The sequence below is a fragment of the Comamonas sp. Z1 genome (assembly GCF_008121555.1).
In the GTDB taxonomy this organism is placed as follows: domain Bacteria; phylum Pseudomonadota; class Gammaproteobacteria; order Burkholderiales; family Burkholderiaceae_C; genus Comamonas; species Comamonas thiooxydans.
The window spans coordinates 378,550-403,915 of the sequence record NZ_VOQT01000005.1 but is presented as its reverse complement, the minus strand read 5'-3'; the positions used below and the strand labels follow the sequence as shown (position 1 = coordinate 403,915).

The window sequence follows — 25,366 nt, the reverse complement described above, 5'->3', positions numbered from 1 at the left end:
CAAGCGTTCAGGTGCAGCAGAGCTGCGTCAACCCCAACACCAATAGTGATGAAGCATTTTTAGGGCTTCGGTAATTGTCATCGGCAGATTCTCAAAACTCGTATTTTTCCTTACGCTGGACGAAGGCATCGCGCCCGCCCTCCAGAATGCTTGCAACCTGGTCTCGAATCGACGGAACGTCAATAGAGCCTTGAGCTTCTAGCCCGAGACGCCCTTGGTTCTCAGCGGCCGTGAACACACCAATCCACTCGGCATCACCGAACACCGGAATGTTCGCGTTATGTGTCGCGAACAAGAACTGTCGAATGGTTTTTGCCTCCCTCAATTCGGTGACAATCCGATCTGCAATGAAGGCGTTGTCTAAGTTGTCCTCCGGCTGATCCATGAGCAGGGGATCGACGTTCTCAAGCAGCAGCATGTGCAGGATTGCCGTGCACTGCTGGCCCGTAGAGAGCTTGTTGAGCGGCCTGAATAACGGGTCTGCTTGGCCATGGGCAACATTCAAGAAGATGTCCACACGATGCTCCAGCTCCAAGGCTTCCAACTCCATAAGCTGAGACGACTGTAGCTTGGTGAGTGCGTCGGCCACCATCGGCGTGACATCCCAATCGAGTTGCACGTTGGCAGCCCCTTTCTGAATCGACTGGGCCAGCAACATCGGGCTAATCGTCTCGGCATCCTCAATGAACGCAAGCCGCTTTTCGCCCACACCGTCGAGCTTGCACCCAATCAGGAACGTCATCAATGGCGTTCGGTCAGCCTCCGGAACAATTTCCACCTTGAGCTTGCCCTCAAGCCGCCTGTTCAGCTTCTTCGCAGCCTTTTGCAACGCTTGTATCCGCTGCCCGCGTTTATCGGAGAGCTCGGCCAACAGATTACGCCGCTCCTGACGCAAGGTATCACGCTGGGACTCGTGGGTAGTTACCCGCGACTTCATGGGCTTGATACGCTCAATCTCCCCCATCAACTTCTGATAGGCAACGCCAACTTCCTGCCCACTCTTGCCGGCAGTGGCAGGCAACGTCCGCAGCGCCTTCTCCAACTCGGCATCGTGCTCCTGAATAGCTTTCTGCCATGCGCCATGCTGGGTAGTGAACTGTCCTGCCCCTACATCAAGCAAGGCCTGCATGGCGGTGAGATGGTCGGTGAACCCCTGCTTGAGTCCATCTAGGGTAGCTCGCATTGCGAGCAACTGGGCAGTGTCAGGCAACCCCTGAAGGGCGTCACTATTGATGAAGTCAAGTTCGGGCAAGCTGTCGCGCAGGTCTGAAAGCGCATCACGAAAGCTCTGAACTCCATGTGTCGCGGCCCTGGCAATCTCTCGCTCGCGTGCGAGCAATGAGGCTTTGGCCAGCTTTTCCTTTATCCCCAGCTCATCAAACCCACGAAGCTGCTCCTCCAACTTGGGTAAGCGCTCAACCTGTGCATGCAGCTCATCAAGGTCGGTCAGGGCCTTTGTGAGCTTCTGCTGGTTGTCCTTCAAGCGCCCATGCACGTCGGCGCTCTTCGCCTCGTACTCCCCGTCTTGAGGAAGAAAGCGATCCAACAACTGAATCCGGCTGGCTTCGTCTTGGGCCAGCTCATAAATCTCGTTCTGGCCATAAATGTCGATGCCCGGTAGCAGATCACGGGGGAGGAGAGTGGAGACATGACCATCCATGTCACGTACCATCGGCGGTTCGCCATAACGGCGCGAGATGGTGTACTGCTTGCAGTTCTGGGTAGAGGAAACCACTGTCAGCTCAACCCGACCGGCCGAGCGACCAAGATTTTCCTTGATGATCTCTTGGTGGAGCTTATGAGCCTGCCTGCCTTTGGGTGGCAAGTCCAAGGCGAAGCGCAGACATTCGAGCAAGGTTGACTTTCCCGTTCCACGGCCGCCAATCACCGTGTTGAGATGATCGGAAAAATCCACCTGGACGCCATCGAGGTAGCCACCGGCCACCGTCATGCGAACCACCTTGCCAACCGAACTTTCGGTCTGCTGGGAGTTCAGCCGAATGCGCGATCCTGGGTCAAGGAAGGCGACCTTGAAAGCAGCGAAACTGGGTCGCGTCATCTTGATGAGGCAAGTGGCTCCCGACTGCTCCAAATCCGCCGGTCTGGCGACATCTTTGGCATTGATGACAGCTACGGGCCGATTGCGACGGTAAGCATCATCCTTGTTCAGCAACACCTTCCGGTAGAAGCCATTGTCCACCCCCTCCAAGTCATCTATCGGCCCCGGTATTTGGGCAGCGCGCAACTTAGGGAGCTTCCACACATGGTTGAGCCGGTTCTTAAGGAGGCCGCTGTCCGACGTGCAGTGCGCGGCGTAGATAAAGCCTCCGAGTTGATCAACTTTCTCAATCAAGTGCTCGGAGCTCAATCGAGAAGGTCGAACACCATCTGTCGGATCGAGAAGGTCGAGATTGCCAAGATAGCGCTCGAGCTGCTGTCCTGTCGTTTCCTCGGAAAACAAGCAAACATAGTGGGTCTTGTCATTCGAGGCGATCTCGAAACCGGGAAATACTACGATTCCATGCGGCTGCAACACCTGACGCAAAGCGTCAACGCTGGCCACGCTGCCGTGGTCGGCCAAACCGACAACCGTAATCCCCAACTCGATGCACTTTTGCAGCAGGGCTTGGTTATAGCCACCTTCGTCTAGCCCGTGATCGTTCCCCCTGTAGGTCCCGTTGTAGCCAACAGGATTGACCTGTAGAGCACATCGCCAGAATTTCGCGTAGGTGTACTGTTTTCCCATTGTCATCTTCCGAATCGTTTGGCAAGGCCGCTGTTGCTAGTATTGAAGAAGCAGGCTCAAACCTCGCCTCTCTCTTCCAAGCAACTCGATATATCCAATGCTTGGAGGTTCACTTTAGCTCCACAGCGACCGTTGCTTGAGTATGGCCTAAGGTCCGCAACCGGCCTTTCTAAGAATTTTCAAAAAGGGGATCGGCTCTCACATTGAGTTCCGCCAACGAATACTCATCGGAATGCAGGGGGATAAAAATATATTCGAGCAAGGTCTTTTAGTCACAGCCAGCAGTCACCAATTCAAAGCCAACTGGATAGTCTGGACGGCATCAGACGATCAACATTTACAAGCTCATTTCCGCAGATCGACCATGTTCTGCAATGCCAGCGGCAAGCTACCAGAACAGCCGTGGCTGCGTTTTCTGCAGCTTGGCTATGTGGTGGTAGCTTGGCGTCAAAAAATTGCTCTTGGAACGAAAAATGGCCAGACAGCACATGCCATCCAGCCATCAAAGTTCAGCAGTCACACTTCCACCAACATCACAAAAAGCTAGCCCAGCACTTGAGTCAAAGTTCGTTGAACATTGGCTGGCTGCAGCAGGCTACTGAGTTCCTTAGACTTTTTATAGCTGTGAGCATGCGACATAGGGGCGTAGTACAGCCAAACGGCATTGCGAGCCCGCGTAACAGCCACATACAGCAGCCGACGCTCCTCCGCTAGCGCCGTCTCCGACTTGGCATGGAAGATCGGCAACTCACCGTCAGCGACACCGACCACAAACACGTGGTCCCACTCACCACCTTTGGCTGTGTGGATGGTCATGGTCTGCACTACGGGCTTCTCTTGCTTAGAGGCGCGGAGCATTTCAAGACCATCGGAATAGTCACGGCATTTCGCAACCCAGAAATTTAGATCGTGATGGACTGCCTTGTTGGCGCGGACTCCTCCGATTACTTTCAAGTAAATGTCTCTGCACTCCTTGTAGCGGCCTTCCAACGAGGACGAGCTGGCTGCTTTCTGCAGACTACGCGCCCTACCTTTCCAGTCTTGCTTGGCCGTCAGCTTGACTTTGCGAAACACATGCGCCACCTCATCAGGATCAATGGGCATTTGGGCACGTGCATGCCGGTCAACCAGGCGTACTAAGCGCAGTACACGCTGGACATGCAGTAGATCACGCGCTACGCCCTTTCTCGCGGTATTTATGTCCAGAGCCAGCAAGCTCTGCTCCACCGTCTTCAGAGTTGAGTTGGTACGAGCAAGCACAGCAATACTTGAGGCATCGACGCCCTGCTCCAGTAGTTGCTGAATGTCGCGGACAACTGCATGCGCCCGCTCTATAGGGCCACCGCTAGTCACCAGTGCCGGCTTCACGCCATCCCGCATAGTCACGATCTTTTGAGTGCTCTTGCCAGCAACAGCCATTGCCAGCTCTGCGGTCTGGCGGTGCAGGCGGTGAGACTCCGGCAGAGGCATGACCACGACACCGTCAACAACCTGATCCAGCGGCGTATAGCTATTGCCGTTAAAACCGTAGATCGCCTGCTCAGGGTCGCCAAAGACCATAAGCTGGCAGCCACGCTTGACCAGTGAGGCTAGCAGCAAGTTTTGGGCGGCACTGCCATCTTGAAATTCATCGACCAGCACATGGGTAAAGGGAATTTCAGCGCCACCATCAAGTACATCAACCGCTTTTTCAAGCATGTCTCCGAAGTCCAGCTTGCCCGCAGCTTTCTTGGCGCACGTAAAGCGCTTCTGCACAGCCAACGCAATCGGGGCATAAGTAGCCAGACCAGCTGAGAACTTCGGTGCTGTCATCACATCACGGAGCTTCTGCTTCGAGGCCTGAGCAAAGCTAAGCGCTTTCAACAACTGCTTCAAACGACGCGAGCTCTTCAGCAACTCACGCACCAGACGAAGCCGTTCCCGGCGTTCGGATTTGTCTAGCTTGTGCCACAGATTTTGATCAGAGGCATCCTTCCGGCAACGGCGCAAAGCCTCTTTCAACAACACAAGACTTTCTGTGTTTGTAGGCACACCACCACCACCGCAGCCACCTGCGCGGGTCACTAAACTCAGGGCAAACGCGTGAGTGGTCTGTGTGGTGGGCAACTCGTTACCAACAGCAGATTTCTTCTGCGGTAGTGACTTCTTGCCAGAGTTGCCCTTCTGCTCGAGGCTGCGCTGAAGTCGATTGCGGAACTCATCAACAGAATTTTTGGCGAAGCTCAAGACCAGAATTTGTGAAGCTGGCGTTCCGTTGCGCACCAAGTGCTTAATACGCTGGATGAGCGTGGTGGTCTTGCCACTGCCAGGACTGGCACGCACTTCCACGCATGGCAGCGTGGTATGCACTATCTGGCGCTGATGAGTGGTTGGCTTCATTTGGGTTATGGTTTTATGGCCTGAAATTCAGTGAATGCATGTGCCATGCAGATAAAAAATCATCGAGAAAACACATGTTTTTTGAAAAAAAGAGCTGGTGAGATGACTCGTTTTCTTGATGTGTATTCCGAAATAATTGGCTTCTATATCAGTAGTACTCGGCCTACTTTTTGATTCGCTTCATCAGCCCGTTCCAGTCTGTTTTTTCCAGATAATGCTCAAGCTCTGGAGTCGCCTTCAGCGCGTTATGCATGATGAATTTCGCATCTATGCTGTGCTTGTCGATCCAGCGGTTTGCACGTTTGAGGTGTGCAGTGTCCGAAGCATCTGCGCGGCCACCACAGCAAGCGGCCAGCAAACGGCCCAACTCGGTTTTGCTTCGCGGCAGCGCGTAGAACTTCAAGCATTTCTCCCAGAGCTGCTTATGCTTAAAAGAGATGAGCTCTTCCAATGCGCGGATGCCGTGCTTTCCCAAAACGTCCTTACCACTCAAGCGCAGCTCAACGTGAAAGCACTCCATGGCACCGGCATCTGGACGCACATTGTTGATCTTGCTGGCTTTATCTGCGTAGACCGCCAGGACACTGCCATCACGACCACAACTTTCTGCCCTCTTACCGCAGTAAAAGGTGCCTTTACATTGAACGAAGAGTGACCTCTGGCTCGTCACTTTTACGGAACCGAGAAACGCAGTAAGTAACGCCATGCGAGCCTTGTTGGGTAAAGTCACATCGCGGGCCAACTCGACATAGGTTAGATCGGCATTGGTTTCTGCCCTCAGAATTTCATTTGCCATACGCAGGCACTTGCGCGTCGGCTGAAACAGGTCCAACTTGCACTTGCGGTTGGCCTGGAACTTGGGCTGATCGTTCGTCACAGTCAGAAAGGTGCAGTGCTCGCGCAGCTCTTCAAACTCAGCTTCTGATGCCAGGCGGTCTAGCCATATCGTCACACGATCAGCCCCATATACAGGCGAGCGAGACACCGCGTTGTTCTCGATAGTCATGATGAGTCTTCTTGAGATTGGGGGGACGTTGCAGGTGTTGCACGAAATCTGGCTTTGCATGGAAATGCCGCAAATCACGCAACACGTGCAACACAGGGATCACAGGCGGCCGCCGCGCAGATGAGAAGGCAGCGCGCTCAAGCGGCGGGAGATGGTGCTTTTGTTGCAGCCCAAGGCTTCGCCGATCTCCTCCAACGACTTGTTTTCTTCTTTACGCAGGCGATAGATTTCGCGATCCCGTCTGTCTGGGGAAACGCAGGGCAGGCAGTGGCGTTCAATGCGCCCCTCAGCATCCACGCGGATGTTTTCGATCACAGCACTGTGGCCCGTCGCTGCAAAAAAACTACCGGAGATGGGAGCGGCCGTAAACGCCGATGGGTAGCCCTGGTCAGGCTCACAGGGGCAGACTGTGAATACGCAGTTAAAGCAGGAAGACAAGTAGGCCTCTTCCTCTTTGCTAAACCCTTGAAAGATAAAAATGACCAGCGCGCCCTTGCCCGCTACTACACGCTTGAATGCAGACAAATTAGATTCGGACCAGCGCACCTTTTTGTTAGCTGCGGGGACAACCACGACATGACAGCCCTCTGCTTTCGGCGGCCCCATGAGAGCACGGCCTTCTTGGCTGCGATAGTCGGGAGGAGTCGGCGTCTTAGGGACGATTACGGAGATATTGGCTTCGCCATCGACAAAACGAGACACCTGAAATTTCAGATCACTTGCGGAAACATGATCAGCCGCGAATATCTCGACATTCTTTTGCTTTCCTACAGACAAACCGAAGATCGTGCCTTCCACGCACAAGTCAGCCGCGACTCCATAGGCAACCAAGGTGGCAGAAGCACCTACTCCTACCGAGACCCCGTAGCAGCGGGACGCGGCCAGAGGAAAAGATTTGCTAGGGACTGAAGAATTGGCTGAATCGCTGCTTTGGGCATCCTTCTTCACAGCTGGCACTGCAACTTTTTGAGCATTGATTTCACTTGGACTAGACGTACTCATGGGCTGATAACTCCTTAGTGGAAAAAATTGGCAAAGCGAAGCCCCTACACCTGTCAATCAGGTGCATACGGTATGGAAATGGAGCTGTTCGGTGAACCAGCGCTAGGCTGGGATCAGAACTTCGGTGGGTTTGCGATGAGTTCGCGGATGGCAGCGCGTGACCAGCCGACTGAGCGGGGGCCAAGTTTTACGCCTGCGGGATAGATGCCTTTGAGGACGCCGTCGTACCATGCCGCACGCGAGACTGGATATACCGTTAGAACGTCATTGAGGCGTATATAGCCATCACCATCCAAGCTAACGTTTGAGAATGGTTTGCTGCCAAACTTTTTATAATGTGCAGCGCGATCGAATGCAGCTGCGTTATCTGCAGTGATGAAGCAATCCGAGGTCTTCTTGGCGCATACTTTAGGCGCCACTGCGATGAGCCTGCGACTGGCAAACTGAGCATCCAGGACACGTTGAAATGCCTTGGTTTTGGGCATGTGGGACGGACGCTTTGGGTAACTCAGAAAAAATGGCGCAAAGGCCAAACTGCCAGATTCAGATGTATTTGAAGAGACAACGTTGTTGAGGCTCATGACGGCGTTTCATACGATTGCTGCGATGCCGTCTACTTTGCCAGCGTCCCTTCGCCCACGAAACATAGGGCACGCAGTTCAAACGTTTGTCTGTTGCTGCGCAGGCGTTTGCACCACTTTTTTCAGACTGGCAATGCGCTCTTTGCCTTCTGCATGTTTCTTAAGTCTGTCGACGAAATCCGCGCCCAGGAATTCGAGAGCGCCTTCAAACGCCTCTTTTACGACACTCTGAGACAACTGATCAATCCCGTGATCCTTGCAGAACTCCGACAACGGTGCATAGAGCCCTGCATCCTTCTTGCCTCGGCTGTGCGCCATCAGCTCTTTGGCAGGCAACTTCGGCTGCAAGCCATAGTCTTTCATGGCCAACGCGATGAGCAATTTAGCCCACTTTTTGTGCAGCGTTTCATCATGCTCGCCACCTGATGACTCTTCTTTTTTTACTGGAGATGGTCCCCTTTGCGTAGTTACTACTTCGGCTCTTCTTGGCACTGGAGGGGTCAGCTCAAAAAATTTCTGAGGTATGTCGAGCCCAGGAAACGGTTTTGTCTCCTTCACCCACTGGATGAATGGGGCCAAAAGAATGCTCGTGCTGTTGGTGACTTTTCCCCCGCCGTGACGAGCTTCAACTGGCAGAACGTCTGGTTCATTGCGAACCCAATCCTTCAAAGTCTTCAAATGCGTATTGAAACCTTTCGTTCTTGGATCGCGGCCTTTCTGTAACTTTTCTAGAACCCGCTTGTTGCCCACGATGTTGTGTACCGTACAGATAGCATCCACCAGAGTTATCGTGTGCCGCTTTTCCCATGAATCCCAAACAGGAATGCTTTTCGCCACAGACTCCTGAGGTGTAGCGCTCTGTGTTGGCGCCCTCTTATGGGCGGTTGATCCTGTTTTCTTGGCGGGCACAGGGCTAGCTTTTTGGGGTGGCGTTGTCTTTTTTACTTTCGCCGCACTCTTCGCCTTGGAGACTTTGGCCGAATCCTTTTCCGAGATGTTGTCAGTGCTCGAAGACTTTGTCGTGCGAGGCATGGTGCTCCTTCTAATTTTACGTACCACTCACTGCATCATTATTGGCGAGCAAGCGCGTCTTTCGTAAATCTCGCGATAACAGAATTTCACCGCAGCTAGCAACGCTTCTGACCAATTTTTATCGACAGCAAGCGCTTGAAAAAATTTTCAACAACTCAGCGCATAAGACCGCTTCGTTGTGATTGATCCGGAGCCACAACGCCATGAAAACAACCGTCTCCACCTGTTGCGTCCATATCGCAACAGTCCATTGACGTACAGCTACATCTGGCAAAATTCCGGAACCAAACCGGAACCAGGAATAAAAGCAAAAAAGCCTGCTACTTTTTATGTAGCAGGCTTTTCAATACCAGAAATGGTTATCTGGTAGGGCGTGGCGGACTTGAACCGACGACCAAAGGATTATGAGTCCTCTGCTCTAACCAACTGAGCTAACGCCCCAACACTGACAACAGCCGTGGCTGCCACCAGAAAAACTTCGCCATTGTAGGGCCTAACGCTTGTGACTCAGAGCATTGCTCACCAGTTTGGATGTGATATCGACAATCTGAATCATCTTGTCGTAGTGCATGCGCGTGGGGCCGATCACCCCCAAGGTGCCAACCACCTTGCCGTCGAGCTCATAGGGAGCACTCACTACAGACAAATCTTCAAACGGCACGGTCTGGCTCTCGCCGCCGATGTAAATGCGTACGCCATCAGCCTGATTGGAGAAATCCAGCAACCTAAGGATTTGCGTTTTCTGCTCGAACAGGTCGAAAGCGCGGCGCAGATTGCCCATATCGCTGGAAAAATCGCTCACGGACAGCAGATTGCGCTCGCCGGCGATCACCACATCCTCGCGATCATGGTTGCTCATGACCTCAGTGCCTACATTCACCGCTGCCTGCATGAGGCTGGCAACCTGGCCCCGCAATTGCTCCACCTCGGTCTGCAGCCGCGTGCGCACCTCCTCCATTGTCAAACCGGCGTAATGGTGATTGAGGAAATTCGAGGCTTCTATCAGTTGCGAGGACTCGTAATCCACATCCGTGAAGATCACGCGGTTTTGCACATCGCCTTCGGGCGAGACGATGATGACCAGAAAGCGCCGCTCCGACAGGCGCACGAACTCGATATGCTTGAAGACGGAGCTGCGACGCGGCACCATGACCACACCCACGAACTGGGAGAGGTTGGACAGCAGATTGGCCGCATTGGCAATCACCTTCTGCGGCTGTTCAGGCATCAGGCCGGGCGTTACAAGATCGCAGCGGTCCACAGTCAGCATGGTGTCGACAAACAGGCGGTATCCCCTGGCTGTCGGCACGCGGCCTGCCGATGTGTGAGGGCTGATGATCAGGCCCATCTCTTCCAGGTCGGCCATCACGTTGCGTATGGTGGCAGGCGACAATTCAAGCCCGGATGCACGTGAAAGAGTGCGCGAGCCGACTGGTTGACCGTCAGCGATGTAACGCTCGATCAGCGCTTTGAGCAATAACTTGGCACGTTCGTCGAGCATGATTTCATTTTAATGATGTAATTTCCCAGATGACATCCACGTTCCACCATATTGCCCTGATCGGCAAGTACCACACACCCGCAGCAGGCGTTCCGTCCGATGCAGCCAGCGAAGCGCTGCAACGGATTGCCGGTTACGTGCGCAGCCTGGGTTGTGAGGTGATTCTGGATACCCAGTCCGCCATCTATGCGGGCCTGCCCGATTACCCGAGCATGGACGTTGACGGTCTGGGCAGGCATTGCGACCTCGGCCTGGTGGTGGGCGGCGACGGCACCATGCTGGGCGTGTGCCGCCATCTGGCGCGCTATGGCACGCCGCTGGTCGGCATCAACCAGGGCCGCCTGGGGTTTGTCACCGATATCGCCCTGGACGAATTCGAAGCCTCCATCACGCCCATACTGCAGGGCGAGTACGAGGAAGACGAACGCACCCTGATGAATGCTCGCGTCATGCGCGACGGCCAGTGCGTGTTTGAAGCCCAGGCCATGAATGATGTAGTGGTCAACCGTGGCTCGACCTCGGGCATGGTGGAGCTGCGCATCGAGGTCGGCGGCAGCTTTGTCTCCAACCAGCGCGCGGACGGCTTGATCGTGGCCACTCCCACAGGCTCCACCGCCTATGCGCTCTCGGCCGGCGGCCCCATGCTGCACCCTTCGATTCCGGCCTGGGTGATGGTGCCCATCGCGCCGCACAACCTCTCCAACCGCCCCATCGTGCTCTCCGACGCTCAGGAAGTGACTATCGAGGTGGTGGGCGGCCGAGGCGACGCCAGCGCGAACTTTGACATGCAGTCACTGAAATCGCTGCAGCATGGTGACCGCATCCTGGTGACGCGCGCCGATCACAGCGTGCACTTTCTGCACCCCAAGGGCTGGAATTACTTCGACACCCTGCGCAAAAAACTGGGCTGGAACGAGGGAGGCGTCTGACCATGGCCTTGAAGCGCATCGTCCTGCGGGACTTTGTGATTGTCCAGTCACTCGATCTGGACTGGCAGACCGGCTTCACGGTGCTTACCGGCGAAACCGGGGCCGGCAAATCCATCATGCTCGACGCTCTGCAACTGGTGCTGGGCGCACGAGCCGATGCACAGGTGGTGCGCGAAGGCTGCCCTCAGGCAGATATTTGCGCAGAGTTCGATTGCCCGCCCCATCTTCATGAATGGCTGGAAGAGTCGGGTTTTGCGCAGGAGCAGGATTTGCTGCTGCGCCGCGTCATCGACAGTCTGGGCCGCAGCCGCGCCTGGATCAACGGCTCTCCCGCCACAGCCACGCAGCTGCGCCATCTGGGCGATCAACTGATCGACATTCACGGCCAGCATGCCTGGCAAAGCCTGACCCGCCCGGATGCAGCACGCGCCATGCTGGATACCTACGGTGGCATTGAAACGGCCCAGCTCAAATCGCTTTGGCTGGACTGGCGCCAGAACCATCAGGCACTGGAGCAGGCGCTATCGGCCCAGGACAATCTGCAACGCGAACGGGAACGCCTGCAATGGCAGATTTCCGAGCTGGACAAGCTGTCGCCGCGCGCCGAAGAGTGGGATGAGCTCAATGCCCAGCACACACGTCTGTCACACGCGCAGACCTTGATGGACTCGGCCCAGTCCTGCCTGCAACTGCTGGAGGATGACGATTCGGGAGCAGCCACCCCATTGGGCAGGGCCCACCACCTGCTGCAGGACCAGGAGCATCTTGAGCCTGAGTTTCAGAGCATTGCCGACGTACTGGGCTCCTGTGTGGCCCAGTTGCACGATGCCCGTCACTCGCTGCAAGCCTATCTGCGCCGCGCCGATCTGGATCCCGAGCTGCTGGCCGATCTCGATGAACGCCTGTCGCTGTGGATGCAACTGGCGCGCCGCTACAAGCGCACACCCGAGGACTTGCCCGCCCTGCTCGAAGGCTGGAAACAGGAGCTGCACCAGCTGGATGCTGCCGTCGACGTGGAGGGGCTGCGCGCCAAAGAGCAAGCCGCCCATCTCAGGTATCAGGCCGAGGCGCGCAAAATCTCGCAGCAGCGCACCCTTGCTGCACCACGCCTGTCACGCGCCATCACCCAGTCCATGCAAAGCCTGGGCATGAAGGGCGGCCGTTTCGAAGTGCAGCTCGAGCATGCCGATGCCGCCAGTCCCGCGGGCACGGACAGCATCACTTTTCTGGTTGCAGGCCATACCGGCGCCACGCCCAAACCCGTTGCCAAGGTGGCATCGGGCGGCGAGTTGTCGCGCATCTCGCTGGCCATCGCCGTGACCACCAGCGAACTGGGCCAGGCCGGGACCCTGATCTTTGACGAGGTGGACTCCGGCGTGGGCGGAGCCGTGGCCGAAACCGTGGGCCGCCTCATGCACTCGCTCGGCGATTCACGCCAGGTGCTGGCCGTCACTCACCTGCCCCAGGTCGCTGCCTACGCAGACCAGCACTACCGGGTGACCAAGCGCCCCAAGTCCAACACCACCATCAGCAGCGTGGATCCGCTGACTGGCGAGGAGCGCGAGATGGAAATGGCCCGCATGCTGGGCGGCGAGCACCTGTCCGAAGCAACCATGGCCCATGCCAGAGAAATGCTGGCCATGGCAAGATTGCCTGCAAAGCAGGCCGCAAACAGCGCCCAGCGTCCATCGGCCACCCAGGCCCGAAGTGCCAAGGCCAGCACTACAGCACGCAAAAGCGGCAAAGTCAGAGGAGTTTGAAATCATGTCCATGGAGATTGTTCTGATCAGCGGCATGTCCGGATCGGGCAAATCCGTTGCGCTGCATGCGCTGGAGGATGCTGGCTACTACTGCGTCGACAACCTGCCCCCGGAACTGCTGCAGTCCTTTGTGGAGCTCAAGCTCAACCATCAGGACGAGAAAGTGGCCATTGCCATGGATGCACGCAGCGCCAAGGGCCTACCTCAGCTGCCTGAGCAGCTGCATCGCCTCAAAAAGCAGGGGCTGATGCCGCGCATGATTTTTCTCGATGCCGACAGCAGCACCCTGATCAGGCGCTTTTCGGAAACCCGCAGGCGCCACCCTCTGTCCCCCGGCTCCCTGACGAACGAGCGCCAGGCACTGGAGCTCGATATCGAAAAGGAACGCGAGCTGCTGGGCCTGCTGCGCGACCGCTCCATCGTCATCGACACCGGCGACCTCAAGTCGGCGCAGCTGCAAAGCTATATCAAGCAGATCATCGAAGCACCCACAGGGCAGATGACGCTGATGTTCCAGTCCTTTGGGTTCAAGCACAGCATGCCTACAGACTCTGACTATGTGTTTGATGTGCGCATGCTGCCCAATCCCTTCTACGACAAGGAACTGCGTGCCTTGACGGGCCTGGACAAGCCGGTTGCCGACTATCTGGGCGCCCTGCCCGAGGTGCAGCAGATGCAGCTGGATATACAGCAGTTCCTCGAACGCTGGCTGCCGCTGCTGGCCAGAGACCACCGCAGCTATGTCACCGTGGGCATAGGTTGCACGGGCGGGCAGCACCGCTCGGTCTTTCTCGTCGAAGCTCTCGCCAGGCACTTCGAGAAGCAGTGGCCCACCGTCCGCCGCCACCGCTCACTGGATTTTCGCGACAAATTCATCCAGGTCTCTCAGCAGTTTCTGGCCCCGGACGCCATCCACCCGATCAGCTGACCCGCATGCTCAGCCCTCAGACGTCAGCCATGCAGGTGCTGCTGCTCGAAGACGACCCGGCCATTGCAAGAACGATTTGCTACGCTCTGGAACGCGAGGGCATTGCCGTCACCCACAGTCTGCTGATCGCCGATGCGCGTCAGCAATGGAGCAGGACAGCGTTTGATGTGCTGCTCATGGACATAGGCCTGCCCGATGGCAACGGCCTGGACTGGTGCCGCGAGCTGCGCTCTGCCGGCTCGATTGTTCCGGTGCTGGTGCTCAGCGCCAGAGGCGAGGAGATGGACAAGGTTCTGGGCCTGGAGCTGGGCGCAGACGACTATCTGACCAAGCCCTTCAGCCCCCGCGAACTGCTGGCGCGCACCCGCGCCCTGCTGCGCCGATCCAGGCAATTTCAGCCTGCAGCACCCGCCCAGCTTGCGAGAGCACTTCAAATAGATGAGCAAGGGCAGCGTGCCCTGATCCACAGCAAGGCGCTGGATCTAACCAGGCGCGAATATCAGCTGCTGCAGAGTCTGGTCAATGCGGCAGGCCGCATCCTGAGCCGCGACGCCTTGCTGGAGCAAATCTGGGGGCTGGACAGCGAGAGCACGGACCGCACGGTGGATACCCATATCAAGACCCTGCGCGCCAAACTGCGCGAGCGTTTGCCCGATCAGGAGCTCATCGTCACCCACCGCGGTCTGGGCTATAGCCTGAACCAGCCCGGATAGCCGGTATGCGTCTGGGCCTGCGTCTCTTCTTCGCCTTCTTCCTGATCAACGGTCTGGCCGCCTTTTTCGTACTGCGCGTCTTCATGGTGGAGATCAAGCCCAGCGTGCGCAAGGTGACCGAGGACACGCTGGTGGAGACCGCCTATGCGCTTGCCACGCTGGCCAGTGCCGACATGGAGAAAGGCAGGCTGCAAGCCGGAGCGGACAGCACGTTTGCCGCTCAGCTGCAGGGCTACACGCAAAAGCCGATACAGGCCTGGATCTGGGACACGCGCAAGACCACGCTGGATCTGCGCATCACCGTCACCGACGCCCGGGGCATGGTGCTATTCGACTCCCAGGGCAGGGACCAGGGAGCCGACTACTCGCGCTGGCGCGATGTCTATCTGACGCTGCGCGGTGAATATGGCGCACGCACCACGCGAGCCGTCAAGGAGGACGAATCCAGCAGCGTCATGTATGTCTCCGCGCCCATCATGGTGGACGGCCAGATTGCCGGGGTGCTGACCACCTCCAAGCCTTCCAGCTCGGTACAGAAAATCGTCGACGGCGCGGAGCAGAAGATTCTGCGCGGCGGCCTGCTGTTTGTGCTGCTGTCCGCCGCCGTGGGCTGTGCGGTGACCTGGTGGTTTGTGCTTCACGTGCGCCGGCTGCGCAACTATGCACAACAGGTGCAGGCCCCCACGCTCAACGAGTCTGCCCACCCCGCACAGGCCTCGGCTCCTGCGGCCATACCCGACATGCCCGGCGAGCTGGGCGAGCTGGCCCAGGCCATGGACAATATGCGCAAGCGCCTGGAAGGGCGCGACTATATCGAGGGCTATGTACGCGCCCTGACCCATGAACTCAAAAGCCCGGTAGCCGCCATACGCGGCGCGGGCGAGTTGCTGCAGGAAGAGCTGCCACCCCAGGACCGGGCCATGTTTGCCGGACAGGTGGTGGACCAGAGCCTGCGCCTGCAAAACCTGATCGACCAGCTGCTCCAGCTCAGCCGCCTCGAGCAGCGCCAGCAACTGGACACCAGCCATGGCTGCAGCCTGATGGAATGTGCCCGGCAGGCCATAGACTCCCTGCAAAGCCATGCCGAGCAACGCGGCATGGCCATGCGCCTGAGCGGTGTGGACAGCAGCGGCCCCTGGGAGGCCGGCCTGGTCACTCTGGCGATCAGCAATCTGCTGCAGAACGCCCTGGATTTCTCTGCAGAGAACAGCGTGATCGAGCTTGAGCTGGCCCCGCACCGCATCACCGTCAGCGATCAGGGCCCGGGCGTGGCCGAGCCCTTGCTGGCCCGCCTGGGCGAGCGCTTCTTCACGACACCCAGACCCAACGGAGAGCGCAGCGGCACCGGGCTGGGCCTGTCCATCGTCACCCGCATCATGCATCTTCATGGCGGCAACATGCATGTCCGCAATCGTCACCCCGGCCTTGCCGTGACACTGGATTTCGCTCCCCAAAGCTGAGCAGCCAAGGCTTTCGAGCAGGACTTCACGCCCACTTCACAGACTTCATTGCATCCACACAGTCGCTGCTGACACTGCGTCCTGAAACCCCTCATTCAGGAGCACGCATGAAAAACCGACTGCTGTTCAAGACAGTCTCACTGCTGATCGTTCTGGCCTTGCTCATGGCCGGCCTGTCCATGATTCAGGATGTGGTGAAAGACCGCATACGCAACCGCGACTACGCCGTGCAAAGCGTGGTCTCCAGCCTGGCCGGCACGCAGACGCTGATCGGCCCGGCCCTGGTGCAGAACTGCACCGAAACCACCAGCACGACCAATGGCAAGAAAATCGAGTACAGCACCCGCGAATTCCAGCGCATGCTGCTGCCCGACACGCTCAACCACGATGCCAACGCCAAAATGGAAGAGCGCTCACGCGGCCTGCACCACATCAACACCTATGTGCTGCACGACCAGATATCGGCCGGTTTTGCCAATGCCGCGCAGTATGCGGAGCTGCCCAAACCCAGCGAGCCCAACGCCGTGGTGCGCTGCAAGAAAGTCTTTGCGGCATTCGCGCTCAGCGACCCCCGCGGCATCCGCAGCGCGACGCTGCAGGCCAACGGCCAGGACCTGGCGGTCGAATCCGGCACTCCGCTGGAGCGCTACGGCAAGGGCATCCAGGCGGAGATTGACGCCAGCCTGCTGAAAAAAGGCCAAGCCCTGAATCTGGACCTCAAGCTGCAGTTGCTGGGCACGGAGCAGCTCGCCTTCAGCCCCATCGCCACGGAAAGCAAGGTCACGCTGACGGCCGACTGGCCTCATCCCTCGTTTGGCGGCAGCTTTCTACCCAGCCGACGCGAAGTGACGGACAGCGGCTTTACCGCCAGCTGGGAGCTGTCCTCGCTGGCCACCTCTGCCAGCACGGCCTTCACCCGCCAGCAACGTCTTTGCAGCCCTGGCTACTGGGGCAGCTCGGAAACCTATGCCGCCTCCGCAGCCCGCGGCCATGACGACAGCGGCCCCTGCCTCGAAACCATGGACACGGAGTTCGTCAACCCCGTCAATGTCTATTCGCTGAGCGAGCGCGCCACCAAATACGGCATTCTTTTTGTGATCCTGACCTTTGTCGCGGTCGGCCTGTTCGAAGTCATGAAAAAGCTGCGCGTTCACCCCGTGCAGTACCTGCTGGTCGGCTCGGCCTTGTGCAGCTTCTTCCTGTTGCTGATCAGCCTGTCCGAGCATCTGGGCTTTGCCACGGCCTATGCGATTGCGGCCAGCTCCTGCGTGGCTCTGCTGGCCTTTTATGCCAGCCACATTCTGGGCAGCATCAGACGCGGCCTGCCGTTCGCGATTGCCATCTCGGCCCTGTACGGCCTGCTGTATGTGCTGCTGCAGCTGGAGCAGACCGCTCTGGTCGTCGGCTCCATCGCCCTGTTCGGCGTGCTGGCCCTGGTCATGATCTGTACCCGTCATGTGGACTGGTACGCCTTTGGACGCAGCGAGAGCGAAGCGCCAGGCAAGTCTTCGAAACAAGAGGAGGCCGCATGAACCAGTCACGACACACTCCGCAGGCTCAGGCCTTGTTGAACACCTCGTCGCGCCATCTGTTTGGCGAGCCTTGCCAGCTCAGCGTGCAGCAGTACCAGCAACTCTGGCTGAGCGCACAAAGCCAAGGCGACCGCAAGGCGCAGCAAGTCCTGCGCCAGCAGGTGGTGGCCGCCGGCCGGCAATTGCAGACACAGCGCGGCAACCCTCAGGCCAGGGCCCTGTGGCTGGCCTTGATGGGGCTGCGCTGCTCCATGCTGATGCCCAGATTGCGCTTCTGAAATCTTCAGCCATCAAGAAAGGTGACGCCGGCCGTCACCTTTTTTCATTCATGCGGCAGGCATTCAGGCCAGCTCGGCATCGAGCAGCTTGCGGATCGGGGCCGGCAGACCCAGCTCCGCCCAGGCCGCGGCATCCGCCCAGCAGGACTCATCGGCCTCCGAGACCAGGGCGGCGTGCGCCTGATCGACGGGCACCAGAACCGGATGCAGGTGCAGATCCTTGTGGGTCAGCACATGCAGAAAGCCGGGAAGATCCTGCCAGCTCCGGGTCCCGTCCTGAGGCCATGCGGCCTGCGCATGGCTTTGCAGTGCCGCATAGTCTTCAAAGACCGGCGGGCTGTAAAGCCCGGCCCAGATACCGGCTTGCGGACGCTTTTGCAGCCATACGCGGCGCTGCACGTCCACCGCCAGCAGCAGCCACCAGGACTCGGCGCTGCGCTTGATCTTGCGCGTGCGCACAGGATAGTTCTCCGGGTTGCCGGCGCGGGCCGCCCGGCATTCGGAGTGCAGAGGACACACCAGGCAGGTGGGCTTGCGCGATGTGCAGACGCTGGCGCCCAGGTCCATCATGCCCTGGGTGTAGCGCGGCATGGCTTCGTGCAGATTCTCGGTGGGGCACAGTTGCTGGGCGTGTTCCCACAGCTGCTTTTCATTTCTGGACTGAGCCAGATCCGCATCGAACGCCAGCACCCTTGTGAGAACACGTCGCACATTGGCATCCAGGATCGGCACCCGCTCGGAAAAGCAGAACGATGAAATGGCGCCGGCCGTGGAACGACCAATGCCTGGCAAGGTCGCCAATTCTTCGGCCGTTTGCGGAAAAGCCCCGCCCCATTGCTCCATCACGGTCTGCGCGCATTTATGCAGATTGCGCGCGCGGCTGTAGTAGCCCAGGCCGCTCCACAGCGCCAGCACGGCATCCTGCGGTGCAGCCGCCAGGCTGGCCACATCCGGAAAAGCGTCCAGGAAACGCTGGTAGTAGCCCAGCACGGTGCTGACCTGGGTCTGCTGCAGCATGATTTCAGACAGCCAGACGCGGTAAGGGTCACGGGTTTGCTGCCAGGGCAGATGATTGCGGCCATGGCTGGCCTGCCACTGCACTACGGCTGCGGCAATCGAAGGGAGAGTCAAGATTTCAAGCTACCAGGTTGATGTCCAACGGCATGGACGCGGCCTGCGGCCGCTCGGCCGCAATCGGATCCAGCAATTGTGCCGATGCGCTGATCAGCTGCGTCTGCAGCATGCCCAGGCGGGCTTGTGCATTTTCCATGTCTGCAATGCGCTCCTCCAGCTCAGTGGCTGCACCGCTGATCCGGTCCACGGCCTCCAGGCGGCGCGTGTAACTGCGTTTACGTTCGCGCAATTGTGCATCGACTGGTGCAGTCAGTGATTTGCTCCACATATCCACGTCGTTCGATGCCGCTTCAAACACCGTGCGCAGACGCAGCGCCAGAGCTTTGATCAGGCGCTGCGAAAAGTCGGCACTGCCGAGCCTGATGACACTGCCAAGCCCCAGATACTGGGTGTAACTGCCTTCGATGCTGCGCAAGTCATCCTTGAGCTCGGACAGCACCAGCTGCGGCGGTGTCTGCAGGGAGAAGCCAAACTCCGCATTGAGCTCCTTGAACGAGGAACTCATCATTGCCTGGATCTCATCGGCCTGGTCCTGCGCCTTTGCAGCCACGGCATGCAGACGCTCGAAAGTCTGCTCATAGACCTTGCGCAGGCCAAGTTTGAGCCCACGCTGATCCAGCGCTTCTTTCAGCTCGGCCAGTTCGGCCTTCAAAGTGCTCGAGCTCAAAAGCAGGAAAAGTTCCTTGAGCATGCGCATATGGATGTTGCGCATGGCCTGGATGCGGCTGGCACTCTGGTCGAATTCCTTGTGCTCGGCCTCGATACGGGCACGCATGCCGGCAATCACCGTCGCATTCTTGCCGCGCAGGCCGCAGAGCTCGGCCAGTTGGTCGTCGAGATCGCCGCGGCGCATATTGATGACGCGCTCCACCTGCGACTGCAGTTGTTGCACATTGGTACGCACAGCGGCCTGCAGCACTTTCTGGCGCTGCCCCATGATGCCATTGGCCAGAAGGTCTTCAAAAGCGGGCAGGCCGCTGGCCTGAAGCAGGCTGTCGTTACGCCCCACCTTGGCGACCAGCCCCTTCTGGGCGGAGATGGGCAGCACGCGCTCCAGCGCCACCCCCAGCAACTGGGCCGAGTCCTGCTGCTGACGGCGCAACTGGGCCTGCACCTGCGCGCCGGAACTCAGACTGTCCCACAGCGTATCCACCTTGTTGAGTACCACCAGACGCGATGCTGCCAGAGCGTCATCGCCCCCCGCCTTGCCGGCTCCTGCCGGCAGCACATGGTCACGCCAGATGGCAAGGTCGGACTTGGTCACGCCGGTATCGGCGCCCAGCACAAAGACCACGGCATGTGCCTGGGGTATCAGATTGACGGTCAGCTCCGGCTCGGCCCCCACGGCATTCAGACCAGGCGTATCGAGAATCACCAGTCCCTGCTTGAGCAGAGGATGGGGCATATTGATCAAGGCATGGCGCCACATCGGCACTTCGACCCAGCCGTCGGCATCGACCATGGGGTTGTCGGCAGCCTCGTCGTCATGCCAAAAGCCCCAGGCCCTGGCCTGATCGATGGAGACCTTGCGCACCTCCGCCACCTTGGCCAGCGTGTCGGATATCTGCTGCGCATCGGCGATATCCAGCGGCTGCTGCACCCAGGCGTCGGGACGCATGCGCCACTGGCCGAGGCTCTCCGGCGACTCTCTGGTATCGATGGGCAGCAGACGCAGACAAGGCGGCAGCTCCGGCTCCCAGCCCAGCTCCGCCGGACACATGGTGGTGCGGCCTGCACTGGCCGGCATCAACCGGCGGCCGTAATGGGCAAAGAAGACAGCGTTGATCAGCTCGGATTTGCCGCGCGAGAACTCGGCCACGAAGGCAACCATGACCTTGTCGGTGCGCATCTGCTCTTCCAGTCTCTGCAAGCGCTCCTGCACCGAGGCGTCCAGCAGATCCTGGGCCATCAACCATTCACGCAGCTCCTGCAGTTGGGTGGCAAAACCCCGTCGCCATGCGCCATACTGACCAAACTGCTCGTTGAATGAAGCTGACACATCTACCCCTCTTGTTTGTCTGAGTCGCCGGGTCAGCCAGGGCTGACCGCCTGATCAATATATAGCATTGCCCCTTGACAGCATCTACGGCTCTTCCAGAGGCTGGCCTGATATCTCCAGCCGCCAAGTATCTGCGCGCAACGGCGCAGAACAGCGCCAATGCCTGGGCACTGGCGACGCCTCTGAGGCATATCAAGCATCAAAATGAAATTGTGACGTCAAAACATGCCTGAACGCATACTCAAGCTGCGGTATTAGCTATCAAATTCAGAGAGTTTTCGCGGCCTTCTGGCAGCGGGCGCAGTAATAGGTGCTGCGCTGCCCCTGGCGCATGAGCTGGATGGCGGCACCGCAATGCGAGCAAGGCAGGCCATCGCGGCCATAAACCTGGGCCTCCAGCTGAAAGTGCCCTTCCATGCCGTTGGCCGCGGAAAAATCGCGCAAGGTCGTGCCGCCTTTCTCCACCGCCAAGGCCAGCACGGAGCGAATGGCCTCATACAAAACCTTGACCTTGCGCCTGCCCACATCGCGCGCCGGTGTTGCCGGGTGAATCCGCGAGAGAAACAACACCTCGGAAGCATAGATATTGCCGACACCGACCACCACGCTGCCGCTGAGCAACAACTGCTTGATGGGCGAGCGACTGGCAGCCAGCCCGGCTTGAAAGGCGTCCAGCGTGAATCCGTCGCTCAGCGGCTCCATACCCAGATGGTCAAGCAGCTTGCGCGCCAGGACATCGCCTTCATCCGGAACATAGATCACGGCTCCGAAGCGGCGCGGATCATGCAGACGCAGCAAGCCGCGCGATGTCTGCAGGTCGAAGTGATCATGCGCTCCGCCAGTACCCAGCGGCTCCTCGTCGCGGCCCGCAAAGCGCAGACTGCCAGACATGCCAAGGTGCATGAGCAGCAGACCCTCGCTCAGGTCCAGCAGCAGATACTTGCCGCGTCTGCGCACGCCCAGCACAACTCTGCCGACCAGTGCCTGCGGCAACAGCCCCAGAGGCCAGCGCAGGGGCTTTCCCAAGGTGGCTTTCTCAATCTGCGCACCCGCAATGCGGTCAGCAAAAGAGCGGCGCGTAACCTCGACTTCGGGCAACTCAGGCATGCAATCTCATCTTCGCCAAGTGTTCAACAAGCTTGGATTATTATGAGCCGATGGTTCATCCTCTACGTTTTCAGGGACTCGCCGTGGCCGCCGTTCTGGCCATGGGATCGGCAATCGCATCCGCCCAGACCGCTGACCCGCCATCCCAGCAGGACAAGATCGAGCAAAGCACTGATCTCGAACAGGCCGCGGAGCGTGAGAATGAGCAAGCAGCCCTCTCTGCCGAGCTGTTCTACGAAATCCTGGTGGGAGAGATGGCCGCTCAGGAAGGCGCCCTGACGGACGCCCAGGCCCTGATGATGGAGGCCGCGCGCAGCAGCAACAACGAAAAGCTCTATCGCCGCGCCACCGAACTTGCCATTCAGTCCCGCTCGGGCGACCGCGCACTGCGCAATGCCCGCGCCTGGCTGGAGGCCTACCCCGAATCACGCGATGCCAACCGCGCAGTGCTGCGCATTCTGGTGGTGATGAACCGCATTGCAGACTCGGCCAGCTATCTGCGTCGAGAGGTCGAGCTGACCCCTCAAGCCAATCGCAGCGCCACTTTTCTGGCCATCACCCAGCTCTACAACAATGCCTCGGACAAGCCCCTGGCCGCCGATGTGGTCGAGCAAGCGCTGGAAATCGATTTAAAGGACCCGAAGAACGGCCCCATGGCCTGGGCCGCCATAGGCCATATGCGCCTGATCGCCGGTCAAAAGCCTGCCGCCCTGCAGGCGCTGCAGAACGGCGCCAAGCTGGGTCCTGAATCGGGTGCCGTCGCCTTGCTGGCCATGGAACTGCTGGAATCGGGTTCCGCCGAAGTGGAGCCGCTGGTCAAGCGCTATCTTGAAAAGAATCATTCGCCACAACTGCGCCTGACCTATGCCCGCGTGCTGCTGGGACAAAAACGCAACGCCGATGCCAAGACCCAGTTGCAGCTCATAACGCGCGAGGCGCCCGAATTTCCGGAAGCCTGGGTCATGCTCGCCAATTTGCAATTGCAGGATGGCGAGCTGGATGCTGCCGACGTTTCCCTGACACAGTTCAGCGCTCTGCTGCCCAAGCTGCCTGAGGGTGTGGGTCGCGCTGCTGGCGAATCCCAGCTCTATCTGCTCAGGGCCGATCTGGCCGAGAAGCGTCAGCGCTACGACGAAGCCGACATCTATCTGCAGCGCATTCCCGATGCCGCCAACCTGCTCAGCGTGCAGGCTCGGCGCGCTGATCTGCTGGCTCGCCAGGGCAAGGTGAAGGAAGCTCGCGCCCTGATCCAGGCCATTCCTGCAAACGGTCCCAACCAGAAGCGCCTCAAGCAGATTGCCGAGGTGCAGCTACTGCGCGACGCAGGCCTGAACAAGGAAGCCTATGCGCTGCAAGCTCAGCTGCTGAGCCAGGCACCCGATGATGTGGAGCTGGCCTACGACACCGCCTTGCTCGCGGAAAGAGCCGGAAACTTCAGCGAGATGGAGCGCCTGCTGCGCGACATCATCAAGCGCAAACCCGATTTCAAGCATGCGTACAACGCACTGGGGTACTCCTACGCTGATCGCGGCATCAAGCTGGAAGAAGCGCAGACCTTGATCCAGACCGCTCTGGACATGCAGCCCGGCGATCCATTCATCACCGACAGTCTGGCCTGGGTGCATTTCCGCCGCGGCAATCTGGACGAAGCCGAAAAACTGCTGGAGCAGGCCTATGCCACGCGTCAGGACGCGGAAATTGCCGCCCACCTGGGGGAAGTTCTCTGGGCCCAAGGCAAGCAAGACCGCGCCCAACTCATCTGGCGCCAGGGCATGAAGGCAGACAGCAGCAATGACACTCTGCTGGAAACCCTCAAACGCTACAAAGTGACGCCATGAAGCGCAGGCCGACTTTCTTGAAAATTCTGCCAGCCCTCGGGCTGGCTCTGGGAGTGGCCATGCTCGGCGGCTGCGCCCAACCGGCACGGCAGCTGCAGCTCGATGTGACGGCCAGTCACCACTGGTCCGGCCGCATGGCGCTGCAGGTCCAGGATGCCCGGCAGCAATCCTTCAGCGCCGGTTTTGAGCTGCAAGGCCAGCCCGAGAGCGGAACACTGCTGGTCTTCAACCCGCTGGGATCCATCATGGCCCGCCTGCAATGGACGCGTGCCGGAGCCACCTTGCAGCAGGGCGATCAGATCACCCAGTCAGACTCCCTGCCTGAGCTCATCACCCGCATGACAGGCAGCGAGATTCCCGTCACCGCGCTGTTCGACTGGCTGCAAGGCAAGAACACGGCTGTGACCGGCTGGCAGACAGATCTTTCGCGCATCAACGATGGCCGCCTGCGTGCCGACCGTATAAGCCCCCCACCCGAGGCTTCCTTGCGCATCGTTCTCGATCAGGACGCTCGCTGACTGGCCGGCAACCCGGTGCTATCGTTGCACCGTTTTTCTCTTACTGACACATACACGCCATGCACTCGCTCTATGACGTGCCGGCCCCGGCCAAGCTCAACCTTTTTTTGCATATTACCGGCCGCAGGCCTGACGGCTATCACCTGCTGGAATCCGTCTTCATGCTCATCGACTGGCATGATGTGCTGCATCTCGAGCGCACGGTCAGCAGCCAGATCAGCCGTGAAGACCTCAACGGCGTTGCCCTGCCTGCCGATGATCTGATCACACGCGCGGCCCGTGCCCTGCAGCAAGCCACAGGCTGCACGCAAGGCGTGCGCATAGGGATTGAAAAGCACCTGCCCGCCCAAGCCGGCATGGGGGGCGGCTCATCCGATGCAGCCAGCACGCTGATGGCATTGAACCGCCTCTGGAATCTGAAGCTCTCACGCCAGGAACTGCAAGACATAGGCTTGAAGCTCGGCGCCGATGTCCCCTTTTTCCTCTGCGGTCACTCGGCCTGGGTCAGCGGCATCGGCGAAATCATCACCCCGCTGACAGGCCGCAATGCCTTGCCGGAGCAGCAGTTCCTGGTGGTCAAGCCCGAACAGGGCCTGGAAACGGGCAAGATTTTTTCCAGCGAGCTCCTGAAACGCGACACAAAGCCTGCTATAGTTGCGGACTTCGCTGCGAATCACTTCGGCTTTGGCCGAAACGACCTGCAGCCGGTCGCTGAAGGCTTGCAGCCCGAGGTGATGAAAGCCAGAAGCTGGCTCGAATCACGCAAATTGCATGCTACAATGACGGGCTCTGGAAGTGCGGTATTTGCACCGATAACGCAAAGCATTGATTTGAGCTGTGCATCTAGCACATGGCAGATCAAGATTTGCAGAAATCTGGAAAAACACCCACTTAATAGCTGGATTCCAGAGAACAAGTTATAA

21 protein-coding genes and 1 tRNA gene are annotated in these 25,366 nt (G+C 58.8%); 11 read left to right on the top strand and 11 right to left on the bottom strand.

What is annotated here, in order from left to right:
* Positions 1 to 91: 91 nt before the first annotated feature.
* The gene (locus tag FSY45_RS12790) at positions 92 to 2,746 is read right to left on the bottom strand and encodes a TrlF family AAA-like ATPase (RefSeq protein WP_148748091.1); all 2,655 of its coding nucleotides are present in this window, start codon (positions 2,744 to 2,746) and stop codon (positions 92 to 94) included.
* A 232-nt stretch (positions 2,747 to 2,978) separates the two neighbouring features.
* On the opposite strand from FSY45_RS12790, the gene FSY45_RS12785 reads away from it, so the two are divergent.
* The gene (locus FSY45_RS12785; protein WP_148748090.1) at positions 2,979 to 3,293 is read left to right on the top strand and encodes a hypothetical protein; all 315 of its coding nucleotides are present in this window, start codon (positions 2,979 to 2,981) and stop codon (positions 3,291 to 3,293) included.
* Here the strand turns inward: FSY45_RS12785 and FSY45_RS12780 are convergent.
* The 7 genes from FSY45_RS12780 to hrcA all read right to left on the bottom strand — a co-directional run bounded on the left by FSY45_RS12780 (position 3,290) and on the right by hrcA (position 10,247).
* On the bottom strand, positions 3,290 to 5,125 hold the full coding sequence (locus tag FSY45_RS12780; RefSeq protein ID WP_148748089.1) for a UvrD-helicase domain-containing protein: 1,836 nt from the start codon (positions 5,123 to 5,125) through the stop codon (positions 3,290 to 3,292). The two genes, FSY45_RS12785 and FSY45_RS12780, sit on opposite strands and share 4 nt — an antisense overlap.
* Positions 5,126 to 5,288: 163 nt before the next feature.
* Positions 5,289 to 6,131 carry a hypothetical protein gene (locus FSY45_RS12775; protein ID WP_148748088.1) on the bottom strand — a complete coding sequence of 281 codons (843 nt, stop codon included), beginning with the start codon at positions 6,129 to 6,131 and terminating at the stop codon, positions 5,289 to 5,291.
* 99 nt (positions 6,132 to 6,230) lie between these two features.
* Complete coding sequence (locus FSY45_RS12770) at positions 6,231 to 7,133, bottom strand: sigma factor-like helix-turn-helix DNA-binding protein (RefSeq protein WP_148748087.1); 903 nt, start codon at positions 7,131 to 7,133, stop codon at positions 6,231 to 6,233.
* A 113-nt stretch (positions 7,134 to 7,246) separates the two neighbouring features.
* On the bottom strand, positions 7,247 to 7,714 hold the full coding sequence (locus FSY45_RS12765) for an AlpA family transcriptional regulator (protein WP_255443315.1): 468 nt from the start codon (positions 7,712 to 7,714) through the stop codon (positions 7,247 to 7,249).
* Positions 7,715 to 7,792: 78 nt separating this feature from the next.
* Positions 7,793 to 8,746, bottom strand: a complete 954-nt coding sequence (locus FSY45_RS12760) for a ChaN family lipoprotein (protein WP_148748086.1) — start codon at positions 8,744 to 8,746, stop codon at positions 7,793 to 7,795.
* 364 nt (positions 8,747 to 9,110) lie between these two features.
* Positions 9,111 to 9,187: transfer RNA gene (locus FSY45_RS12755), tRNA-Ile, on the bottom strand.
* 52 nt (positions 9,188 to 9,239) lie between these two features.
* Complete coding sequence (gene hrcA, locus FSY45_RS12750) at positions 9,240 to 10,247, bottom strand: heat-inducible transcriptional repressor HrcA (protein WP_003066063.1); 1,008 nt, start codon at positions 10,245 to 10,247, stop codon at positions 9,240 to 9,242.
* Positions 10,248 to 10,276: 29 nt separating this feature from the next.
* Here hrcA and FSY45_RS12745 point away from each other — a divergent pair, with 29 nt between their 5' ends.
* From FSY45_RS12745 to FSY45_RS12715, 7 genes are all read left to right on the top strand, one after another.
* The gene (locus tag FSY45_RS12745; protein ID WP_003066061.1) at positions 10,277 to 11,176 is read left to right on the top strand and encodes an NAD kinase; all 900 of its coding nucleotides are present in this window, start codon (positions 10,277 to 10,279) and stop codon (positions 11,174 to 11,176) included.
* A 2-nt stretch (positions 11,177 to 11,178) separates the two neighbouring features.
* Entirely contained in the window at positions 11,179 to 12,936 is a 1,758-nt protein-coding gene (gene recN, locus FSY45_RS12740) for a DNA repair protein RecN (protein WP_046461106.1), read from the top strand.
* A gap of 4 nt (positions 12,937 to 12,940) precedes the next feature.
* Entirely contained in the window at positions 12,941 to 13,864 is a 924-nt protein-coding gene (gene rapZ, locus FSY45_RS12735) for an RNase adapter RapZ (RefSeq protein ID WP_003066057.1), read from the top strand.
* A gap of 29 nt (positions 13,865 to 13,893) precedes the next feature.
* Entirely contained in the window at positions 13,894 to 14,577 is a 684-nt protein-coding gene (locus tag FSY45_RS12730) for a winged helix-turn-helix domain-containing protein (protein WP_012837146.1), read from the top strand.
* A gap of 5 nt (positions 14,578 to 14,582) precedes the next feature.
* Positions 14,583 to 16,037, top strand: a complete 1,455-nt coding sequence (gene creC, locus FSY45_RS12725; RefSeq protein ID WP_046461105.1) for a two-component system sensor histidine kinase CreC — start codon at positions 14,583 to 14,585, stop codon at positions 16,035 to 16,037.
* A gap of 107 nt (positions 16,038 to 16,144) precedes the next feature.
* Positions 16,145 to 17,569, top strand: a complete 1,425-nt coding sequence (creD, locus tag FSY45_RS12720) for a cell envelope integrity protein CreD (RefSeq protein ID WP_003066052.1) — start codon at positions 16,145 to 16,147, stop codon at positions 17,567 to 17,569.
* Positions 17,566 to 17,847, top strand: a complete 282-nt coding sequence (locus FSY45_RS12715; protein WP_003066050.1) for a hypothetical protein — start codon at positions 17,566 to 17,568, stop codon at positions 17,845 to 17,847. The genes creD and FSY45_RS12715 overlap by 4 nt, the downstream gene beginning before the upstream one ends.
* Positions 17,848 to 17,910: 63 nt before the next feature.
* Here the strand turns inward: FSY45_RS12715 and mutY are convergent, their stop codons facing one another.
* The 3 genes from mutY to mutM all read right to left on the bottom strand — a co-directional run bounded on the left by mutY (position 17,911) and on the right by mutM (position 22,087).
* Entirely contained in the window at positions 17,911 to 18,978 is a 1,068-nt protein-coding gene (gene mutY / locus FSY45_RS12710) for an A/G-specific adenine glycosylase (protein ID WP_003066048.1), read from the bottom strand.
* A 4-nt stretch (positions 18,979 to 18,982) separates the two neighbouring features.
* Positions 18,983 to 20,980, bottom strand: coding sequence for a dynamin family protein (locus FSY45_RS12705; RefSeq protein WP_003066046.1), 1,998 nt, complete (start codon positions 20,978 to 20,980; stop codon positions 18,983 to 18,985).
* A 267-nt stretch (positions 20,981 to 21,247) separates the two neighbouring features.
* Positions 21,248 to 22,087: a bifunctional DNA-formamidopyrimidine glycosylase/DNA-(apurinic or apyrimidinic site) lyase gene (gene mutM, locus FSY45_RS12700; RefSeq protein WP_046461104.1), complete on the bottom strand. Its 840-nt coding sequence runs from the start codon at positions 22,085 to 22,087 to the stop codon at positions 21,248 to 21,250.
* A 50-nt stretch (positions 22,088 to 22,137) separates the two neighbouring features.
* On the opposite strand from mutM, the gene FSY45_RS12695 reads away from it, so the two are divergent.
* From FSY45_RS12695 to ispE, 3 genes are read left to right on the top strand one after another with little or no spacing between them, the layout of a single operon-like run.
* Positions 22,138 to 23,925: a tetratricopeptide repeat protein gene (locus FSY45_RS12695; RefSeq protein WP_046461103.1), complete on the top strand. Its 1,788-nt coding sequence runs from the start codon at positions 22,138 to 22,140 to the stop codon at positions 23,923 to 23,925.
* On the top strand, positions 23,922 to 24,443 hold the full coding sequence (locus FSY45_RS12690) for a lipoprotein insertase outer membrane protein LolB (RefSeq protein WP_046461102.1): 522 nt from the start codon (positions 23,922 to 23,924) through the stop codon (positions 24,441 to 24,443). The genes FSY45_RS12695 and FSY45_RS12690 overlap by 4 nt, the downstream gene beginning before the upstream one ends.
* Before the next feature lie 59 nt (positions 24,444 to 24,502).
* Positions 24,503 to 25,366: a 4-(cytidine 5'-diphospho)-2-C-methyl-D-erythritol kinase gene (ispE, locus tag FSY45_RS12685; protein ID WP_046461101.1), complete on the top strand. Its 864-nt coding sequence runs from the start codon at positions 24,503 to 24,505 to the stop codon at positions 25,364 to 25,366.